Raw genomic sequence first — 17602 nt, 5'->3', positions numbered from 1 at the left:
TGAGCCATGATCAAACTCTTCAGTTAAAAAGCTTGCTCACTCAAATTCGAAACACTCACAATTTTACTTAATAAAGCGAATTGACGTGTTTGACTCTCGTAAGACTTCAATTTCTTTTTTGAAGCCCTAGCGAGCGCCCACACAAATTATCTGATTATCTATTTTAAAGAGCGTTGCCGTTACACTTAAGCTGCTCAGTCTCTGTTAGAGAGTGAAGCCCTGTCCGTGTCAGCGAGGGCGTATATTAAGGATCTACAGATTTAGTGCAACTCTTTTTTTCGTTTTTTTGATGTTTTGGTTAAGTTTTTCATATTTAGGTTAGAAGTTAACCAAAACTGTTTAATCTGCATACAAAAAAGGCCTGTTATCAAAAAATAACAGGCCTTTTTAATAGAAATCTTAAGTGTATTCACTCAATCATTAAGACTCTGTTTCATTCGCAGCTTCTTTACGGCGTTTCCATTCATACACCACGGCAAGCAAAATCGTGATAGTAATCATCACCAAACCTAAGGCATTTACGGCAGGTGTCAGACCCGTTCGCACTTTAGACGCAATATAAACGGTTAACGTCGTGTCATAACCTTTTACAAACAGTGTCGTATTATAGTTTTCAAAGGATTGTAAAAACGCAATGGCGGCCGCCGAAATAATAGCGGGCTTTAGATAAGGCAATAAAATTCGACGGAATGCTTGCCATTGTGTTGCCCCTAAACTCAGCGCCGCATTTTCTAAAGTACGGTCAAAACGCTGCAATCTCGCCAAGACCATCAACATCACGTAAGCGGAAATAAAGGTTGTTTGAGCGATCACGGTCAAAAATATACCGCCATTTACCGACAAGCCTTTCCAGAAGATTAAGGTTGAAATACCCACAATGACACCGGGCGTCAACAATGGCGACATCATCAATGAGTAAATAAAGGTTTTGCCTTTACCTTGCACGGTCGATAGAAACAAAGCACAACAAATACCAATTGGCACGGCCACCACCAACACGCCTGCGGCGACTATGATACTGGTCCACAAAGCCTGCCACATGGCGCCGTCTTGCGCCAAGGCATCAAACCACTTAAGCGTCGCTCCGCGCCATGGTGAAACGGTTGGAAAGCGACTGTCGTTAAACGTCGCCAAACCCATGATAATAAGCGGTGTAAATAGGTATAAGAAAAATATCCCTATATAAAAGCGAACACCAAATCGCATAATGCTTTCAGAACTCATCGTGCAATGTCTCCTAGGCCCACTTTAAACACACGCATTACCAAGGCAATAAAACCAATACAGATAACCAACAACAAGAAGGCATACGCAGCACCTTGGTTCCAGTTACCACCTTCAAAGAACCAGTTGTAAATAATCTGAGTGAACCAGCGGCTACCAGGAGATCCTAATAAGGCCGGTACGGCATAACTACCTGCTGCCAACATAAAGGTCATAATACAACCCGTCGCAATACCTGGCTTAGCGTGCGGAATAATGACTCGCCAATGGGTTCGAATCCAACCCGCGCCAAGGTTACGAGCGGCTTTAATTTGATTGGTATCCAAACTCTCGATGGCATTATAAATAGGGAAGATCATAAACAAGATATAAGCGTAAACCATACCAATTAACACACCGCCGTCACCTGACAAAAATCGGATGGGACGATCAATCAAGCCCAAACCTAACAAGGCGGCATTTAAAGGCCCCTTGTAGGCTAAAATAATGTACCAAGAGAAAGTTCGAAGAATTTCATTAATCCAAAAAGGAATAATCAGTAGTAATAGACATAAAGCGGCTTTTTGAGGTGTCGCTACTTTGGCCAAATAAAACGCAATCGGATAACTCACAATAAGAGTCAATGCCGTTACGAGAACGCTAGACCAAATGGTCTTAAAAAAGATTTTCAAATGGATATGGTTACTAAACAAGGTTTCGTAGTTAACCAAAGAATAGGTGTCTTTTGGCCCACCAATATCTGCTGGCAACAGATTAGGGCGAAACGAGTAATCCACCATCAGAAGTTGCGGCAAAACAACCAAAGCAATCAGCCAAATGGCAATCATACCCACAATACCAATGGCTAACCCACTGCCAAAGCGAGCCTTTAGCTGGTTAAGCATTACTATCACCTCCAATCACAATGGCATCGCTCACGTTGTAAGAAAGTGATAAAGCCTTCCCCTTCGCTAAATCATCATTGTATTGGTGCGCACCCAGCTGAATCGTCAGAGTTTGTTTTGAAGTGGCAGTTGTAGAAGTGCTTAGTGTTAGGTATGCCCCTTCAAAGTTCACTTCTTCTATTTCAACCGCCACACTTAACATGCCCTCTTCGGGCTGTAAGCGAAAATGCTCAGGGCGAATAAACAAAGTGGCTTCTTCACCAATCGCGACAGAAGACTGCACTCGCCCTTTCAAGACACCAAGTTCACCACAATGAATCTCTGCAATACCGCTATCAATACGCTCCACTTTGCCTTGAATGGCGTTATTCTCACCAACAAAAGACGCGACAAAAGCGGTTTGGGGGTCGCGGTATAAGGTAATCGGGTCCGCCACCTGCTGGATACGACCAGCGGACATCACAGCCACTCTATCCGACATGGTCAGAGCTTCACCTTGGTCGTGTGTAATATAAATAAAGGTGATGCCAGTTTTACGCTGAATCTCTTTTAACTCTGTACGCATATGCTGGCGCAGCTTTAAGTCCAAAGCAGAAAGTGGTTCGTCCAGCAACAATACTTGTGGCTCAACCGCTAATGCACGAGCGATGGCAATGCGTTGCTTTTGACCACCAGACAGTTCAGAGACTTTCTTATGACCGCTTCCTTCTAACGCGACTAACGCCAATAAACGATCGGAGGCTTTTTTACGCTCACTTTTCGAAACTCCGCGGACTTCTAGGCCAAACTCAATATTTTCCGCCACAGTCATCAGCGGGAAAAGCGCGAGGTTTTGAAAAATCATCGACGTTGGACGTTTGTTTGCTGGCACACCAGCCATGTCTTGCCCGCCAATTTTGACACAACCTTCTGTAGGATCTAGAAAGCCACTGATCATGTTCAAAATCGTGGTTTTACCACAACCGGAAGGGCCTAAAAAACTAAAAAACTCACCTGATTCAATTTTTAAATCAGACTTTTGAATGGCCGTAAAATCACCAAACTGCATGACCACATTGTCTAAATGAACACTACTATCCATTGATTCTCTCAAATACTAAAAATTAATGTAAAAAAAGCCCCTCGAAAACACTTTCCGAGGGGCTTTAAGAAACAGATTACGCTGATAAGTAACGATCTTGATATTCGTTACGCAATGAAAGATACCAAGATTCTTGGATAGGCCACCACCATAGGTTAGCAAGGTCCTGCTGTGTGTAAGAGTCTTGGAAGAACTGTTTCGTTTCAGCTGGCAGCAAAGCATCGGCGCCTTTAGCCGTCGAGTTGTAACCCGTCGCTTTAACGAACATCGCACCCGCTTCAGGGGTGTAGTACCAGTTGATGAACTCATAAACCGAATCCACATTGTTGGCATTTTTCGGAATAACAAACCCTTCCATCCAAGCCAATGCACCTTCTTTCGGTGCACCATATGCGACAGGCTCACCTTCTGCTTTCAGTTTAAAGGCTGTGCTATCCCAAGTTTGACCGATCACGGCACCATTTGCGCGGAACGCGCCCTGCGCCTCATTTTCAGTAGACCAGAATTGAGCAATGGCGGACTTATTTTCTACCGCCACTTTTAGAATGACTTCAAAGTTAGCACGCATCGCCTGTTCATTTTTGTACGAATCAAGCAAAGGGTAAGGTAACTTGCCTGCTTTTTCTAACCACAAACCAATACCAACTAATGCAGAATGACCACGAACCGTCACGCCACCAGCATTTTCAGGTGTCCAAAGATCACCATAACTTAGATTCTTAGGATCCACTTTGGCATATTCTGTGTTGTAGGCAATCGCTTCCGTACCCCAATCAGAAGGAGCGAAGTAACGCTTACCTTTTACGATGCCACCAACATCAGAACCTGCCAGCGCGCTCTCAAGACAACCACTCCAATTAACACGTTTCACATCAAGAGGTTGAATCAAATCGTAATCAACATAACCCGGAACACGATCGACTGTCGGCATAATGATGTCAAAGCCAGTACCATCCGTTGCGCGTAATGAGTTCATTAACTCATCGTTCGTACCATAAGGTGTAAAGGTGGCATTGATGCCTGTTTTGGCTTTAAAATCTGCCAACATTTCATCGGTAATGTAACCTGCCCATGCATAAATACGCAGTTCTTTATTCGCTGCAATAGCACGGTTTATTGAGAATGGTGTAGCCGCAACAGCACCAGCAACCGAGGCACCTTTGACAAACTGACGACGTGAAAGTGTCATGTTCGAGCTCCTTTTTCGTTAATTGTTGTTACCTAATCAAAACGGAAATAACCCAGAAATTCAACATTTATTAAACAGGCGTTTAATAATCCATCAAATGTAACGCAGAATCATGACGATAAAGTGACCACCTGTTTTTTCAGCATAGCAATATAAATGTCACAAATGTCGCGCACAATAAAAAACCTGTCGCTAATAGACCTGCAATTCGCATCGGATTCAAATCTCAATTGCTGCTCACCACTGTAACAATTCTGTCATGAGATAATATTAAGGTAGCCTGAAATCGTAATAATTTGTTAACGGCAGGTCTTGAATTGAAAATATCCCACGTCACTCGCACGACAACAATAAGCTACTTAATCATTGCGGCCATGCTCATCGCTTTACTGTTATGGAGCTTAATGCAATTCCGTGGCGCCTTTGAGAAAAGTGATTCATACACTCAAGTATGGGAATATTCCGCCATTGATTTGAAGCAACAGATTGAAAGCTACCTTTCATCAGGCGAAGCTTCAACCCTACAATCTGCGCAAGAATTTATTCAAACTAAAATTTATCCAACGTTAAAAACCTTACCCGATAACATCAAAGCTCCTATCCAAGAACCTCTCGCTGAAATTCAGCACAGCCTAGAATCCGATGTCAGAGCAGCAGGTAAACTGTCCGGTAGCCCATTTGCTTTGATTGAAAACAACGAACGTCAAATCTTACTATCTCTTAATGCCTTGGCCGATAAAATCCATCTTTATCTTGAGAGTAATAGCCTTAATGATGCTGCGCCTTACCTAGCTAGCCAAGCTTATTTATATGCCGATCTTGCTCATGTAAATAGCGCCAAAAATGAATACCTAGCGAAAACGACCGAAGACAACCTTCAACGTTTGAAAGAAGCGCTGGTGCGCTTCCAAGCTCACATCAAAGCGTTTTCTGAACTGCCTATTCTATCCTTAGAGAGTGATCAAGATGCCGACTCGGAAGATGACCTTTCAGCTTTAATGGGCTGGGATACCGATGAAGGCGACGACATGGTCGATCCGCTTGAAGAAGCCAAGAGCGAGTTACATACCTGGTCACACCGATACCTTAAAGACGTAAGCTCTAGTCTTACTGGGATTCAACAAGCCACAGCAGCACAAACGAAAATTCGAGGACTAATCGACCAATTAGAAGCGACGTTAAAAGCCGGTACGACCAGCATTCAGCAAAGTGCTGAAAACACACAACAGCAGACACTCATGGCTTTTTCCTTGTTTGTGCTACTCATGGTCATCACCACCATTGCTGTGCATATTTTCCAGAATAAAGTCGTCGTTAAAAGCGCAAAAGACCTTTATAGCGCGGTGAAAGAGTTGGTTGAACATCAAAACGTCCAAACATTAAAAGTGGGCAAAACTAAGAATGAACTATCGGATGTCGCCCACTACTTAAATCGATATCTAGAACAAGTCAGCGTACAGCGCCAGCAAAGAGATACCGAATTAAATAATATTTCAGTGTCTCTAAATGAAATGCTCACCGCGTTCGGACAAGTACATAAACTGGGCATGGATTCAAAACAAAAACTGGATAACACCCTCGACCTGTCTAGCCAAGTGGAGGTTCTTGCGAACAAAGCGGAAGTTCGTGCTCAAGAAGTGGCGAGCTATGCAACAGACACTAACACGGCCATGACCCACAGTGTTGATCAGGCCGCCGCATTAACCCAAGCTAACCAAACCACGGTTGAGCGCCTCAACAGCAGTCGCAACGCGTTGAACAATTTGGAAAACTCAGTCTCTAGTGCTTCCTCTATTGTCGGGGGGATCAAAGACATTTCGGAACAAACAAACTTACTGGCTTTAAATGCCGCCATTGAAGCCGCTCGCGCCGGAGAACATGGAAGAGGCTTTGCGGTGGTTGCCTCAGAAGTCAGAACACTCTCAAGTCGTACTCAGCAGTCTTTAGAAGAAATCACTGATATCTTTGCTTCCTTGAATTCTGCCACCGGGAAGCTCAAAAAGAACATTGAACTCATTGAACACGCATCCCATGAACAAATTAGTCTTACCCAAGCACTCGGACAATCCGCTCAGGACGTATTAGACAAATCACAACAGTCGACTCATCTCGCTAAAAAAGCGTCAGGTTATGCCGCTGAACAAAAAACAGGCATGAACCGTCTAAATGAAGCGGTTGTTCAAATACGTGAACAAGCCAATGAGTCAGAAGCCTTTATGTCACGCGTAACCGACAATATTAAACAGAAAATCCAGGACATCACCACCACTCTTGGCATTCGATAATCCTATGTTGCTTGCCCATAAAAAAATCCAGCCTTGGCTGGATTTTTTTATTCAAGCGAGTAAATAAAAGCGTTTAAAACAATACTCGAGCCTTGATAGTACCATCGACTTCTTTGACTTTTTCCAACGCCAACTCAGCGGTTTCGGCATCCACGTCCATGACCATGTAACCGAGCTTTTCCGTTGTGCGCAAGTATTGGCCAGTAATGTTAATGTCATGTTCAGAGAAAATGGCATTAATGCGTGATAACACGCCAGGACGGTTCTCATGAATATGAAGAATACGATGATTGTCTGCTTGTGCAGGCAAGGCCACTTCAGGAAAATTCACGGCGGCAATGGTGGTACCCACATCAGAGAACTTAACCAATTTCTCAGCCACTTCGACACCAATGTTTTCTTGCGCTTCCATGGTACTACCGCCAATGTGTGGCGTTAGAATCACGTTATCTAGACCGCGTAGTGGCGATACGAACTCTTCGTCATTACCTTTGGGCTCAACGGGGAAAACATCCACTGCAGCACCAGACAAATCGCCCGCCTTAATCGCTTCGGCAACTGCATCAAGATCTGCTACCGTGCCTCGTGAGGCATTAATAAAGATAGAGCCTTTTTTCATGTAAGACACTTCTTTTTCACCAATCATCAACTTAGTTGACGCAGTTTCAGGCACATGCAGACTGATGATGTCGCTGGTTGATAACAACTCTTTCAAACTCTTAATTTGGCGTGCGTTACCTAATGGCAATTTGGTGACGATGTCATAAAAACACACTTCCATGCCGAGGGATTCCGCCAACACGCTTAATTGGGTACCAATGCTACCATAGCCGATAATGCCCAAACACTTACCACGCGTTTCATAAGAACCCACTGCAGATTTAATCCAACCACCACGGTGACAAGCCGCATTCTTTGCTGGAATGCCTCGCAACAAAAGAATCAGTTGACCGAGAACCAATTCAGCCACACTTCGAGTATTAGAATAAGGGGCATTAAAGACCACAATACCTTTTTCACTCGCCGCGTCTAAATTAACCTGATTGGTACCAATACAAAAACAACCAATCGCCGCTAACTTATTTGCGTGAGACAGTACTTTTTCAGTTAACTGGGTACGAGAACGAATACCAATGAAATGAGCATCGGCGATTTTTTCGATCAACTCGCCTTCCGCCAACGCTGTCTTATGGTATTCAATGTTGGTATAGCCTGCGTCTTGCAATGCATCCAATGCGGATTGATGGACGCCTTCCAATAACAAAATTTTGATTTTTGCTTTGTCTAATGAAGTATTGCTCATGGCTCGTTCGACTTCTCTGTTTTTAGGGTGGGGGGAAATTTACGGCAATATGTTAACACAGAACACTCTATGTCGTATTCAGAATACTGGAATGTGATTCATTATGATAAGAACAAAACTCATGAATAATAGGATGGCATTGAAATTGCCATCCTATTTCGGCTTAGCTTAGACAGGCTTTCTTTGTAGATACACACCCGTTTCTACATGGTGAGTATAGGGAAATTGGTCGAACATGGCGTATCGAACCACTTGATGCGTACTGGCCAACGATTCTAGATTCGCTTTCAGCGTTTCAGGATTACAAGAAATGTAAAGAATCGCATCCACTTTACGAATCAACTCAATGGTTGCCTCATCCAAACCAGCTCGCGGTGGGTCCACCAGCACAACAGACGGAGAAAGCGTTTCCATACCGGCTTGCAGTAAGCTCTTTGGCAAGTCCGCTTCACCGTTCAATGCGGCTGCAACATCTTCACTGGCCATTTTCACGATCTGGACATTTGGCATGCCATTCATGGCAATGTTCAATTGGGCGGAATTCACTGACACTTTGGAGATCTCTGTGGCAACAACACGCTCAAACTGACGCGCTAGCGGAATGGAAAAATTACCATTACCACAGTACATTTCGAGTAAATCACCGCTCTCATCTTGGGTGACATCTAGTGCCCACGCGAGCATTTTTTCATTAATGCCTGCATTCGGCTGTGTGAAACTGTTTTCCACTTGTTGATAATGGTACTTTTGGCCGTTTACCGTTAAGGTTTCCATCACAAAATCACGAGTAAGCACTTGCTTACGTTTACGGCTACGACCAATAAAGTGGCAAGCCGGAAACGACTTATTCAATTCACGTGCGGCTGTATTCCATTCCTCATCAATTGGCTTATGGTACAAAAGACTGATCAGAGCTTCGCCTGTTGTTGTGGTTAAGAAATCCACCTGAAACAATTTATGACGCAACACAGTCACGTTACGAATCGCATCTAACAAGGCTGGCATCAATTCATTAATCAAGGCTGACGCCGCTAAAAATTGATCGGTTCGAATCGGTGTTCTTGGGTCCGCTGAATCAAACATAGCGTAGAACAAATCGTCACCATCGTGCCAAATACGAAATTCTGCACGCATACGATAATGACTAGGTTCACTGTCAAAGACTTCCATTTCCGGTAAGTCTAAATCCGCCATTAGTTGATTTAGCCCAGCTTGCTTCTCAGCTAACTGTTGTTGATATTTCTCAGGTTGAATCTGATCCGGTCTCATGACATGTTCTCTATGATGGCGATGATGATTACTGGTAGCATTGACGAATAAAAGCGCGGCATTATACGAGTTCCTGCGGCACAAATCTAATGCTGAACAGAACGAATAATAAATCGAAACAAACAGCCAAATATTGCCCTTAATTTAGATACTGCGGGCCAAGCAGAATCACCAAGGCCATAGTAAATGAAAATTTACCCTGATAATCGTCTTCCGCTTCATGGGTGAATTGTGGTTTTAATTGCCCACTTAACCAGTCCCGATAGAGTCGCCTTTCGTACTGTATGTTGTATAAGAAGCTATCCGACTCAAGACTGTGCTCACCAGATTGCAAGAAGCTCAGCTGATAGCTCATGTTATTTTTGTCATCAATGGCATGATAAGCAAACAGATTCTCACGCCCATAGAACTCACCTTCTTGATCCAGCCAAACAACACTAAAATCCGTCCCATAATGAAATCGCTCTTGCGGGTAAAAAGAAACGCCGACACCATATCGCGCCCCTACACCTTTAGAGTAATACGCAAAAGCTTCTTGTTTCTGATACCAGCTCCAACCACCATGATCATGACCCTGATTAAAACGTAGACGCATAAAAGGGTCTAGTGGAAAATCCACCAATACCCCCGCATCAAAATCCGCCCCTAGATCCTCTCGGACAAAATTCACCGCCGCTGAAAAACTGGTTTTTAATGCCGACTGAATCACAGAGCTTTGCTGTGATGACTCGCCACGTTCATTCTCAGGCGTGATCGAGTCACCATTTGATTCAATGACTACTCGTAAACGCTTTTCAGTATTCGGCAACTTCATCCGAGCACTGAAATCAAAAAAGCCCGACGAGTCATCTTCCTCAAAAATAGGACCAAAACGCATACGGACAAAACTGTCCGACTGCCCATCACCGTCTTTGCCGGATAAAAAAGCATCCGTACTATTTGACCAACGCCCAATAGTACGAGAAATGCTCTTATGAGTACTTTGCCACCAAGCAAGGTCTTGCCCCTCCACTGAAGGCTCCGCAACCACATCTGCATGGCCAAAGTTTGACGATACAATAAGCAAACTGGTCACTAGACAGTGCTGAAAATAACACCGCATTGTAAAGCTTAGTCTCTCAACATTTGTTGAATCATCAAAGAAGAGTTCTCGGCCGCAACTTTCAAATACTCTTCAAAGCTCGCAGGGGATTCTTTACCAGCGATATCAGACAAGGCTCTCACCACCACAAATGGCGTATTAAATTTAAAGCAGACTTGCGCCACCGCAGCCGCTTCCATCTCAACGGCCACCAACGCAGGGAAGATCTCACGAACAGACGCTACACGCACAGGGTCACTCATAAAACTGTCACCGGTACCAATTAACCCCACCTTGGCGCGAACTTCCGTCGCGGATACAACCGCTTGTTGAGCACTTTCCACCAAAGTCACATCAGCTTGGTAGGCTTCCGGCATGCTAGGCACTTGTCCCATTACATAACCAAAGGCGGTGACATCGACATCATGATGTATCACTCGATCCGAAATCACCACATCGCCAACCTGCAATTCAGGATCATAACCACCAGCCGAACCGATATTAATGACATACTCTGGCTTAAATTGAGACAGTAGCAAGGTTGTCGACAAAGCGGCATTGACCTTACCGATACCCGACTTTAACAACACCACTTCCTTGCCTTCAAACTGTCCGATAAAAAAATCGCAACCTGCGATGGTTTGCTCTGTAACATCGGTCATCCAAGCCTTGATAACAGCCACTTCCTCATCCATGGCACCGATCAATCCAATAACACTCATACTTACTCCCAATGCATTTCTTAACGTACGACGCGTCGCACAAATTGTTTAATTTTTTCGCCTGAGTACGGCGATGATACTTTGCACAAAGTCACTGTATCTGGTTTATCTTGCCAGTCCTGAATCGTAAACAAACGCGCCTCAGGAAACCGCTTATGCAACTGGGCCAACAGTATGCTGGACTGCGGCTCCAATAGCACAATGACAGCGTCAGAATGATACGGCAGCACCAAATCAAAACTGGATAAGTCAGACAACCACTGTGTCGTTATCTGCTGTGTCTCTAACTCACTATACCAAATGGCTTTTGTGACTCGACTGCCTCCCACCATAATCCATGATGGGCCTCGCTCAGGATGATAAACCGGCATAATACCATCACACTGCAGGGCTTGAACCAAGACCTGATGCAAACTGTAATCGAAAGGACAACCGAATAAATGAAAAACTTGCTCATCCGGCGTTTGTAACGGTGTGCTGTTCACCCAAACAATTGGCAAGTTAGTTCGATCATGTTTCACCTGCAAGGCTTGGGTCATCTTATGCTGCCCTTCCAGATCCTGATCACAACCAATTAAAATGGCATCAAATTTCACGATAGTAGTAGACTGGGTAAAAAAGCTGTCCGCTGAAACAAAGTCCTTCACTTTACAACCCAAGCGAACAAGCGCCGCTTGAATTAACGCACTATTAGGATAATCATTAGCGATCCAAGCCACTAACTTACCGGTGGTTCCTTGATCTTCTAGCGAACTCATGGAAGTGTGATCTTGTTCTGGACAAACGACTGGCAGGTTGAATTGCAGAGCATTGTTTCGCAAAATCTTATATTGAGCGCCGAGGTGATTCGCTAACGTTTTAATCATCCATATAAAAAGCTCTCTTGAGGCCATATCGTGCATCGCCACGAACTCTAGTTCATTGCCCTTCATCTGGATCGATAAACGTCGCTCAGCCATATCATTAGACATCACCATCATAAAGAGTAATCGCAACAAAGCCGCTACCTTGTTGTCCACTTCAATGGTTTTAAGTGACACCGGCAGTGTAATGTCCAATAACGCACGATTCGCTTCCATCCCCATTGCCGTCATCACCTTAGCGCTTTCCGCAATGAGCACATTGCCCAAGATCACCTCGCGCACCATATCTTCAGGACGACCAATATCCTCCAAAATCGAGAGAGTTAAACTCAACCAGCCTTGAAATTGTTGTGTCTGTATTGTGCTAGGTAACTGGGTTAAATACTCCAATTCTTGTTGCAGTGCTTGGGCATCCACTTTTTTCTCAATGGCATTCGACAGAGGCTGTAACTGATCAAGCTGCCACTTCAAACTGGTTTCCAAAGTCACATTGCGGCCAACCAATAAAATCCCACGATAGCCAAATTCATTATGGTAAGAAAACACCTTCCACTGATAAATTCGCCCTAACCGATCAATGGTTAATTCAAAGTTGCGACCGACCGCACCTTTTAAGGCTTCTTGGATAATTTGATGGCAGGATATGGGCAAAAAATCGAATAAAGTACGAGAGCGTTCTGCCTCAGGAAATATCTCTTTGGCTTCCGTATTAAGCACCTGTAACTCTGCCACTTCATTACTAAAAATGATGGCACTGTGAACCGATTCAGACAATAGATTAAATTGATCATCCTTCGCCTTGATGGACGCTCGATAGTGATTGCTTTGCTCTTGAATCGGTTGCAATTCATCAAATAGCGGTAACCTGCTTTCTCGCTGATAAATCGTTTTTTCAAGCGGCACAAAAAGCAGTTTTTTGATGTAGATATTCAGCAGCCAATAAAAAGCCAACAAACTCAACGCAACAAACAAAAGCCAAGGCAATGCGACACGTAGCGAGTCACTCAACAGGTTTTCTGCTTGTTCTATTTCGAGTCTAAAAGCACCTTGTACAGCAGAGTCCAACGGAAAAGCATAAGACAACATTGGAACAGATGGATCATTAGTATCAGACGAGGTTTCCTCTAACAGCAAACGGTTATTCGACTCATCAAATAAACGTACCGCCATCACCTGAGCACTTGATAACAGCTCATTGCCCAAAGTTAAATTATCACTCAGCGAAATAAAGCCATATAAAAACCCTAAACTTTCCATGTCAGAAGAAAGTATTTTCTTTTTATACATTAATAAAGTTGCGTCATCTTCGGTGACTACAGAAACCCATCGACTGATTTGGCCTTTTGCCAATAGGGGCTGGAAATCGGCCTGCGTAAACAAGCGCGCTCTTGGATCCATAGCATGAAAATCGTCTTTCCAATCTATATAGAAGAAGTCCAAGCCACCAGTAAATAAAATATCATGATGACTAAACAACAAATCCAACGCTTGGCCTACGTTATACTCTCTAATAGCAAGATCTTGTACGATAAAGCTCATTTCTGACTCGGCACGAACCAAGTAAGAAGCCAACGTTTGTTCAACAATTTTATGTTTTAAACGCAGTGTTTGTTCGGCTGAAGATCGATCATAAGTACTGGTAAAATACAGCGCACCTAAAACAATTAACGCCATCAATGAAGCTGTCATGAACAGCAAGGCCTGTTTAAGTCGATCCTTCAAACTAATGCTTACTGCCATTTTTGCACCGAATAATGATAGGCCTGTTGCAACATCAACCCTAAACTCTCTGGGTCAATATCTTCCGTTAACAGTGGCGATCTCGCCACGTAAAGATTAGGTAGGTTTCGACCTTCTAAGTCCAACTTAATCGCTTCCGCGATTGCGATGGATAAATCGTCCCAATAAAACAAGGTGTTTGCTTTAATATGACGATCTTTTAGCTCGGTCAGTTGAGCGTTAAAAGCGCCCCAAACATTTGTCTGAATATGACTGTAAGCTTCATTTTCCCTCAACACTTGCAACACACCTGCAGCCAAGTTCTGTGAGCAGCTGAAAATAAAGTCTGTTTCCTGGTTTGCTAACAAGACGTTTGTACGTTTGATCGCTTGCTGTACATTATCTTCCACAACATAAATGCTATCAACGTCACGTCCATAGCGGTTCATTTCATCGAGGAAACCATCACAGCGCATTTGCCCTAGATAACTTTCCGGTAATACCAAAGCGGAAATACGCGCCGAAGGCGGTAATTGTCGATCCAGATAACTGGCCAGCATTTGTACCGTCTTAAATTGATTAAACCCGACGTAGATTAAGGGGGGACGAGGCACCCAGTGCACGATTGGCGTCGCAAAATCGAATAAAATAAGCTTACCTTGCCCTTGAATCAAAAATCGCTCAAAAAGCCGACGAAGACTGACATTAAATTTTGTGGCAATAATGTAGTCTGACTCCATTTCAATGACAGGCAAATGCGCAATAAAATCAGTACCATAACCCGATCGATCAACATAAGTGTCCAAACGATAGACTATGCCTAACTCACGCATACGCTTCTTAAAAGCATTTAACATTCGTTGATTTTGCCAATCCGCTACGTCCCCAAACAATAGAAAAACAACACGAATGGGAGTTTGTTGCGATATACGAAGTGGGTTTGGAGGAGAGTTAACGAGCGTAGAAAATTGCTCAGACAAAGGGCTTTGTTGTGGTAACAGCTGATAAAAAGTTTGCTCTGTCATCACCTCTTCAGCAAAACTTGCAGCCAACAACGGCCCGCTAACACAAGCAAGATTCAAGCATAAGATGAGCAGCAATCGTCGCATTTTCCAGCCTAATCGGATCATTCCCTATTATTATCCCAAAATATCTAACTTTCAGCGAATGGGAAACAAGAAATGCACTTGAACGTGTAAATAAATGCTAATGCCAAGAACAACGAAAACAAAAGAAAGGCAAATTTTAGGCATAAAAAAAGCCGACATAAAGTCAGCTTTTTAAAATATGGTGCGGAAGGAGAGACTCGAACTCTCACGCCGTGAAGCACTGGAACCTAAATCCAGCGTGTCTACCAATTCCACCACTCCCGCAAGGAATGGCGAGCATTATAGGCAAATCATTTCGATGGTCAACTCTTTTTTACAAGTTTTCATTAAAAAAATAAAAAAAAGCCGATTAGTCCGCCTTATACTCGCTTAAACCGGTTTAAAGCTTAAAAAGTACGGCCGTTGTTATACTCACCATGCTCATAACGAACCGCCATTTCTTCTAGGTCAATGGTCTTAATACGTGACGCCTGACCCGCACAACCAAACGCTTCATAGCGATCAATACACACCGCTTTCATCGCTTTAATACTTTCTGTTAAGTATTTACGAGGGTCAAAATTGCCTTTATGCTCCGCCAAACTACGACGAATTGCCCCAGTCGCGGCCAAACGCAAATCCGTGTCGATATTCACCTTACGCACACCATAGCGAATCGCCTTAACGATCTCTTCGACTGGCACACCATAAGTTTCTGGGATATCACCACCAAATTCGTTGATAATTTCTAGCCAATCTTGTGGCACAGAAGAAGAACCGTGCAATACGATATGGGTATTAGGCAGCAATTGAACAATCTTAGCGATACGCTCAATATCCAAAATGTCACCTGTCGGTGGACGAGTAAACTTGTAAGCGCCATGGCTAGTACCGATGGCAACAGCCAAAGCATCAATACCGGTTGCATTAACAAAGTCGACTGCTTCTTGTGGGTCCGTCAGCATCTGATCATGAGACAAGATACCTTCCGCACCAACACCATCTTCTTCTCCAGCCTGTCCCGTTTCAAGAGAGCCAAGCACGCCAAGTTCACCCTCGACCGACACACCACAAGCATGAGCAAATTCCACGGTACGACGCGTCACATCGACATTGTATTCGTAACTCGCAGGTGTTTTCCCGTCAGCCATAAGAGAGCCGTCCATCATCACCGAGGAAAAACCTAGCTGAATAGAACGTTGACAAATGGCAGGAGACGTACCGTGATCTTGGTGCATCACCACAGGAATGTGTGGAAAATCTTCAATTGCCGCGGCAATTAAATGGCGTAAAAAATGAGAGCCTGCGTATTTACGAGCTCCAGCAGACGCTTGCATGATAACAGGCGAATTGACTTCATCCGCTGCTTCCATAATGGCTTTCACCTGCTCCATGTTGTTCACATTGAAAGCAGGTAAGCCGTAGCTGTGCTCTGCGGCATGGTCCAGTAACTGACGCATACTGATTAAAGGCATAAAAGGTTTCCTCTGACAATTTGTCTAATATTCTATTTATTACAGACAGCGCATCGTTTCCCGTGCACTCAGTTTTGTTATCACCCCATCTGACAACAGATGAAATGTGGCTTACGCCTTATCGTTATTGTCATATTCAACATACTGTCGAATAGGTCACTCTCTCGTATTTGCCACTGGCCTCATTGGTCCAGTGACTTAGGCTTTTAGCCTTTATTATGTAAAACAGTCTTATGCTGTTCTTAATAGTATTAATTTTGCGCGCGTGATTCCAACATAGCAACCGCTGGCAACACTTTTCCTTCAACAAACTCAAGAAAAGCCCCACCGCCAGTTGAAATATAAGACACTTGTTCAGCAATACCATACTTATCTACGGCCGCTAACGTATCACCGCCACCAGCAATAGAGAATCCAGCGCTGTTGGCAATCGACATAGACAAAGCTTTCGTGCCTTCACCAAATTGGTCAAATTCAAACACACCCACTGGACCGTTCCAAATAATGGTTTGTGATTCTTCCAATAAGGCAGAAAAAGCCGCGGCAGCTTTTGGACCGATATCCAGAATCATGTCATCTGCTGCAACGTCTTTAGCGTCTTTGATCGTCGCCTTGGCATCCGCTGCAAACTCAGTGGCCACCACAACATCTTCTGGCAATGGAATGCTGGTTTTCGCCATCAAGGCTTTGGCTTGTGGAATCAAATCTTCTTCATAAAGAGATTTACCTACAGGGAAGCCAGCCGCCGCTAAGAAAGTATTGGCAATGCCACCACCAACGATCAACTGATCGACCTTGTCAGACAGAGACTCAAGCACGGTCAATTTAGTTGAGACCTTTGAACCACCCACAATCGCGGCCATTGGACGAGCCGGTACAGCTAACGCTTTTTCCAACGCTTCCAGTTCAGCGGCCAACAGAGGTCCTGCACAAGCAATTGGCGCAAATTTCGCCACACCATGAGTAGAAGCTTGAGCTCGGTGAGCGGTACCAAAAGCATCCATCACAAACACATCACATAAGGCGGCCATTTTCTTCGCCAAGGCCTCATCGTCTTTCTTTTCACCAGGATTAAAACGTACATTTTCCACCAAGACCAATTGTCCTGCGGCCACATCTACACCGTCCAGCCAATCCTTAACCAAAGGTACGTCTTGCCCCAGCATAGTCGACAAATGCTGAGCCACTGGCAACATAGAGAATTCTTCTTCGTACTGACCTTCTGTCGGACGGCCAAGATGCGACATGACCATCACTTTGGCGCCGGCCTCTAATGCCAACTTAATGGTCGGCAAAGCAGCACGAATTCGAGCATCACTGGTAACCTTGCCATTTTTCACTGGCACATTAAGGTCTTCACGGATCAATACACGCTTGTTTGCCAGATCCAAGTCTTTCATCTTAATTACTGTCATAGAA

The 17602-nt window shown here is 44.1% G+C and carries 13 protein-coding genes and 1 tRNA gene; 1 reads left to right on the top strand and 13 read right to left on the bottom strand.

Features of this window, described 5'->3' with window-relative positions:
* Positions 1-420: 420 nt before the first annotated feature.
* From OA79_RS15845 to OA79_RS15830, 4 genes are all read right to left on the bottom strand, one after another.
* Positions 421-1224 (bottom strand): ABC transporter permease, encoded by an 804-nt coding sequence (locus tag OA79_RS15845; RefSeq protein WP_063334213.1) that lies wholly within the window; start codon positions 1222-1224, stop codon positions 421-423.
* Positions 1221-2108 (bottom strand): ABC transporter permease, encoded by an 888-nt coding sequence (locus tag OA79_RS15840; RefSeq protein WP_063334212.1) that lies wholly within the window; start codon positions 2106-2108, stop codon positions 1221-1223. Before OA79_RS15840 ends, OA79_RS15845 begins: the two co-directional genes overlap by 4 nt.
* Positions 2101-3189 (bottom strand): ABC transporter ATP-binding protein, encoded by a 1089-nt coding sequence (locus OA79_RS15835; RefSeq protein ID WP_063334211.1) that lies wholly within the window; start codon positions 3187-3189, stop codon positions 2101-2103. Before OA79_RS15835 ends, OA79_RS15840 begins: the two co-directional genes overlap by 8 nt.
* 76 nt (positions 3190-3265) lie before the next feature.
* The gene (locus OA79_RS15830) at positions 3266-4378 is read right to left on the bottom strand and encodes an extracellular solute-binding protein (RefSeq protein ID WP_063334210.1); all 1113 of its coding nucleotides are present in this window, start codon (positions 4376-4378) and stop codon (positions 3266-3268) included.
* 317 nt (positions 4379-4695) lie between these two features.
* Between OA79_RS15830 and OA79_RS15825 the strand changes: the two genes are divergently transcribed.
* Positions 4696-6663, top strand: coding sequence for a methyl-accepting chemotaxis protein (locus tag OA79_RS15825; RefSeq protein WP_231908894.1), 1968 nt, complete (start codon positions 4696-4698; stop codon positions 6661-6663).
* 73 nt (positions 6664-6736) lie between these two features.
* Here the strand turns inward: OA79_RS15825 and serA are convergent, their stop codons facing one another.
* The 9 genes from serA to OA79_RS15780 all read right to left on the bottom strand — a co-directional run bounded on the left by serA (position 6737) and on the right by OA79_RS15780 (position 17598).
* Complete coding sequence (serA, locus tag OA79_RS15820) at positions 6737-7966, bottom strand: phosphoglycerate dehydrogenase (protein ID WP_063334208.1); 1230 nt, start codon at positions 7964-7966, stop codon at positions 6737-6739.
* 168 nt (positions 7967-8134) lie between these two features.
* Positions 8135-9235 (bottom strand): tRNA (uridine(54)-C5)-methyltransferase TrmA, encoded by a 1101-nt coding sequence (gene trmA, locus OA79_RS15815; protein ID WP_063334207.1) that lies wholly within the window; start codon positions 9233-9235, stop codon positions 8135-8137.
* Positions 9236-9374: 139 nt separating this feature from the next.
* Positions 9375-10310, bottom strand: coding sequence for a hypothetical protein (locus OA79_RS15810; RefSeq protein WP_231908893.1), 936 nt, complete (start codon positions 10308-10310; stop codon positions 9375-9377).
* Positions 10311-10345: 35 nt separating this feature from the next.
* Positions 10346-11038, bottom strand: coding sequence for a 5'-methylthioadenosine/S-adenosylhomocysteine nucleosidase (gene mtnN / locus OA79_RS15805; RefSeq protein WP_063334205.1), 693 nt, complete (start codon positions 11036-11038; stop codon positions 10346-10348).
* A gap of 20 nt (positions 11039-11058) precedes the next feature.
* Entirely contained in the window at positions 11059-13641 is a 2583-nt protein-coding gene (locus OA79_RS15800; protein ID WP_063334204.1) for a hypothetical protein, read from the bottom strand.
* The gene (locus OA79_RS15795) at positions 13632-14729 is read right to left on the bottom strand and encodes a substrate-binding domain-containing protein (protein WP_063334203.1); all 1098 of its coding nucleotides are present in this window, start codon (positions 14727-14729) and stop codon (positions 13632-13634) included. Before OA79_RS15795 ends, OA79_RS15800 begins: the two co-directional genes overlap by 10 nt.
* 179 nt (positions 14730-14908) lie before the next feature.
* Positions 14909-14993 (bottom strand) — tRNA-Leu (locus tag OA79_RS15790).
* 122 nt (positions 14994-15115) lie between these two features.
* A complete protein-coding gene (fba, locus tag OA79_RS15785) occupies positions 15116-16183 on the bottom strand; it encodes a class II fructose-bisphosphate aldolase (RefSeq protein ID WP_063334202.1) in 1068 nt (355 codons plus the stop codon).
* 251 nt (positions 16184-16434) lie between these two features.
* Positions 16435-17598, bottom strand: a complete 1164-nt coding sequence (locus OA79_RS15780) for a phosphoglycerate kinase (protein ID WP_063334201.1) — start codon at positions 17596-17598, stop codon at positions 16435-16437.
* Positions 17599-17602 lie beyond the last annotated feature (4 nt).

Origin of the sequence: Marinomonas sp. TW1 (assembly GCF_001625355.1) — a bacterium.
Taxonomy (GTDB): Bacteria; Pseudomonadota; Gammaproteobacteria; order Pseudomonadales; family Marinomonadaceae; genus Marinomonas.
This window is presented reverse-complemented; position numbering and strand designations above follow the sequence as displayed.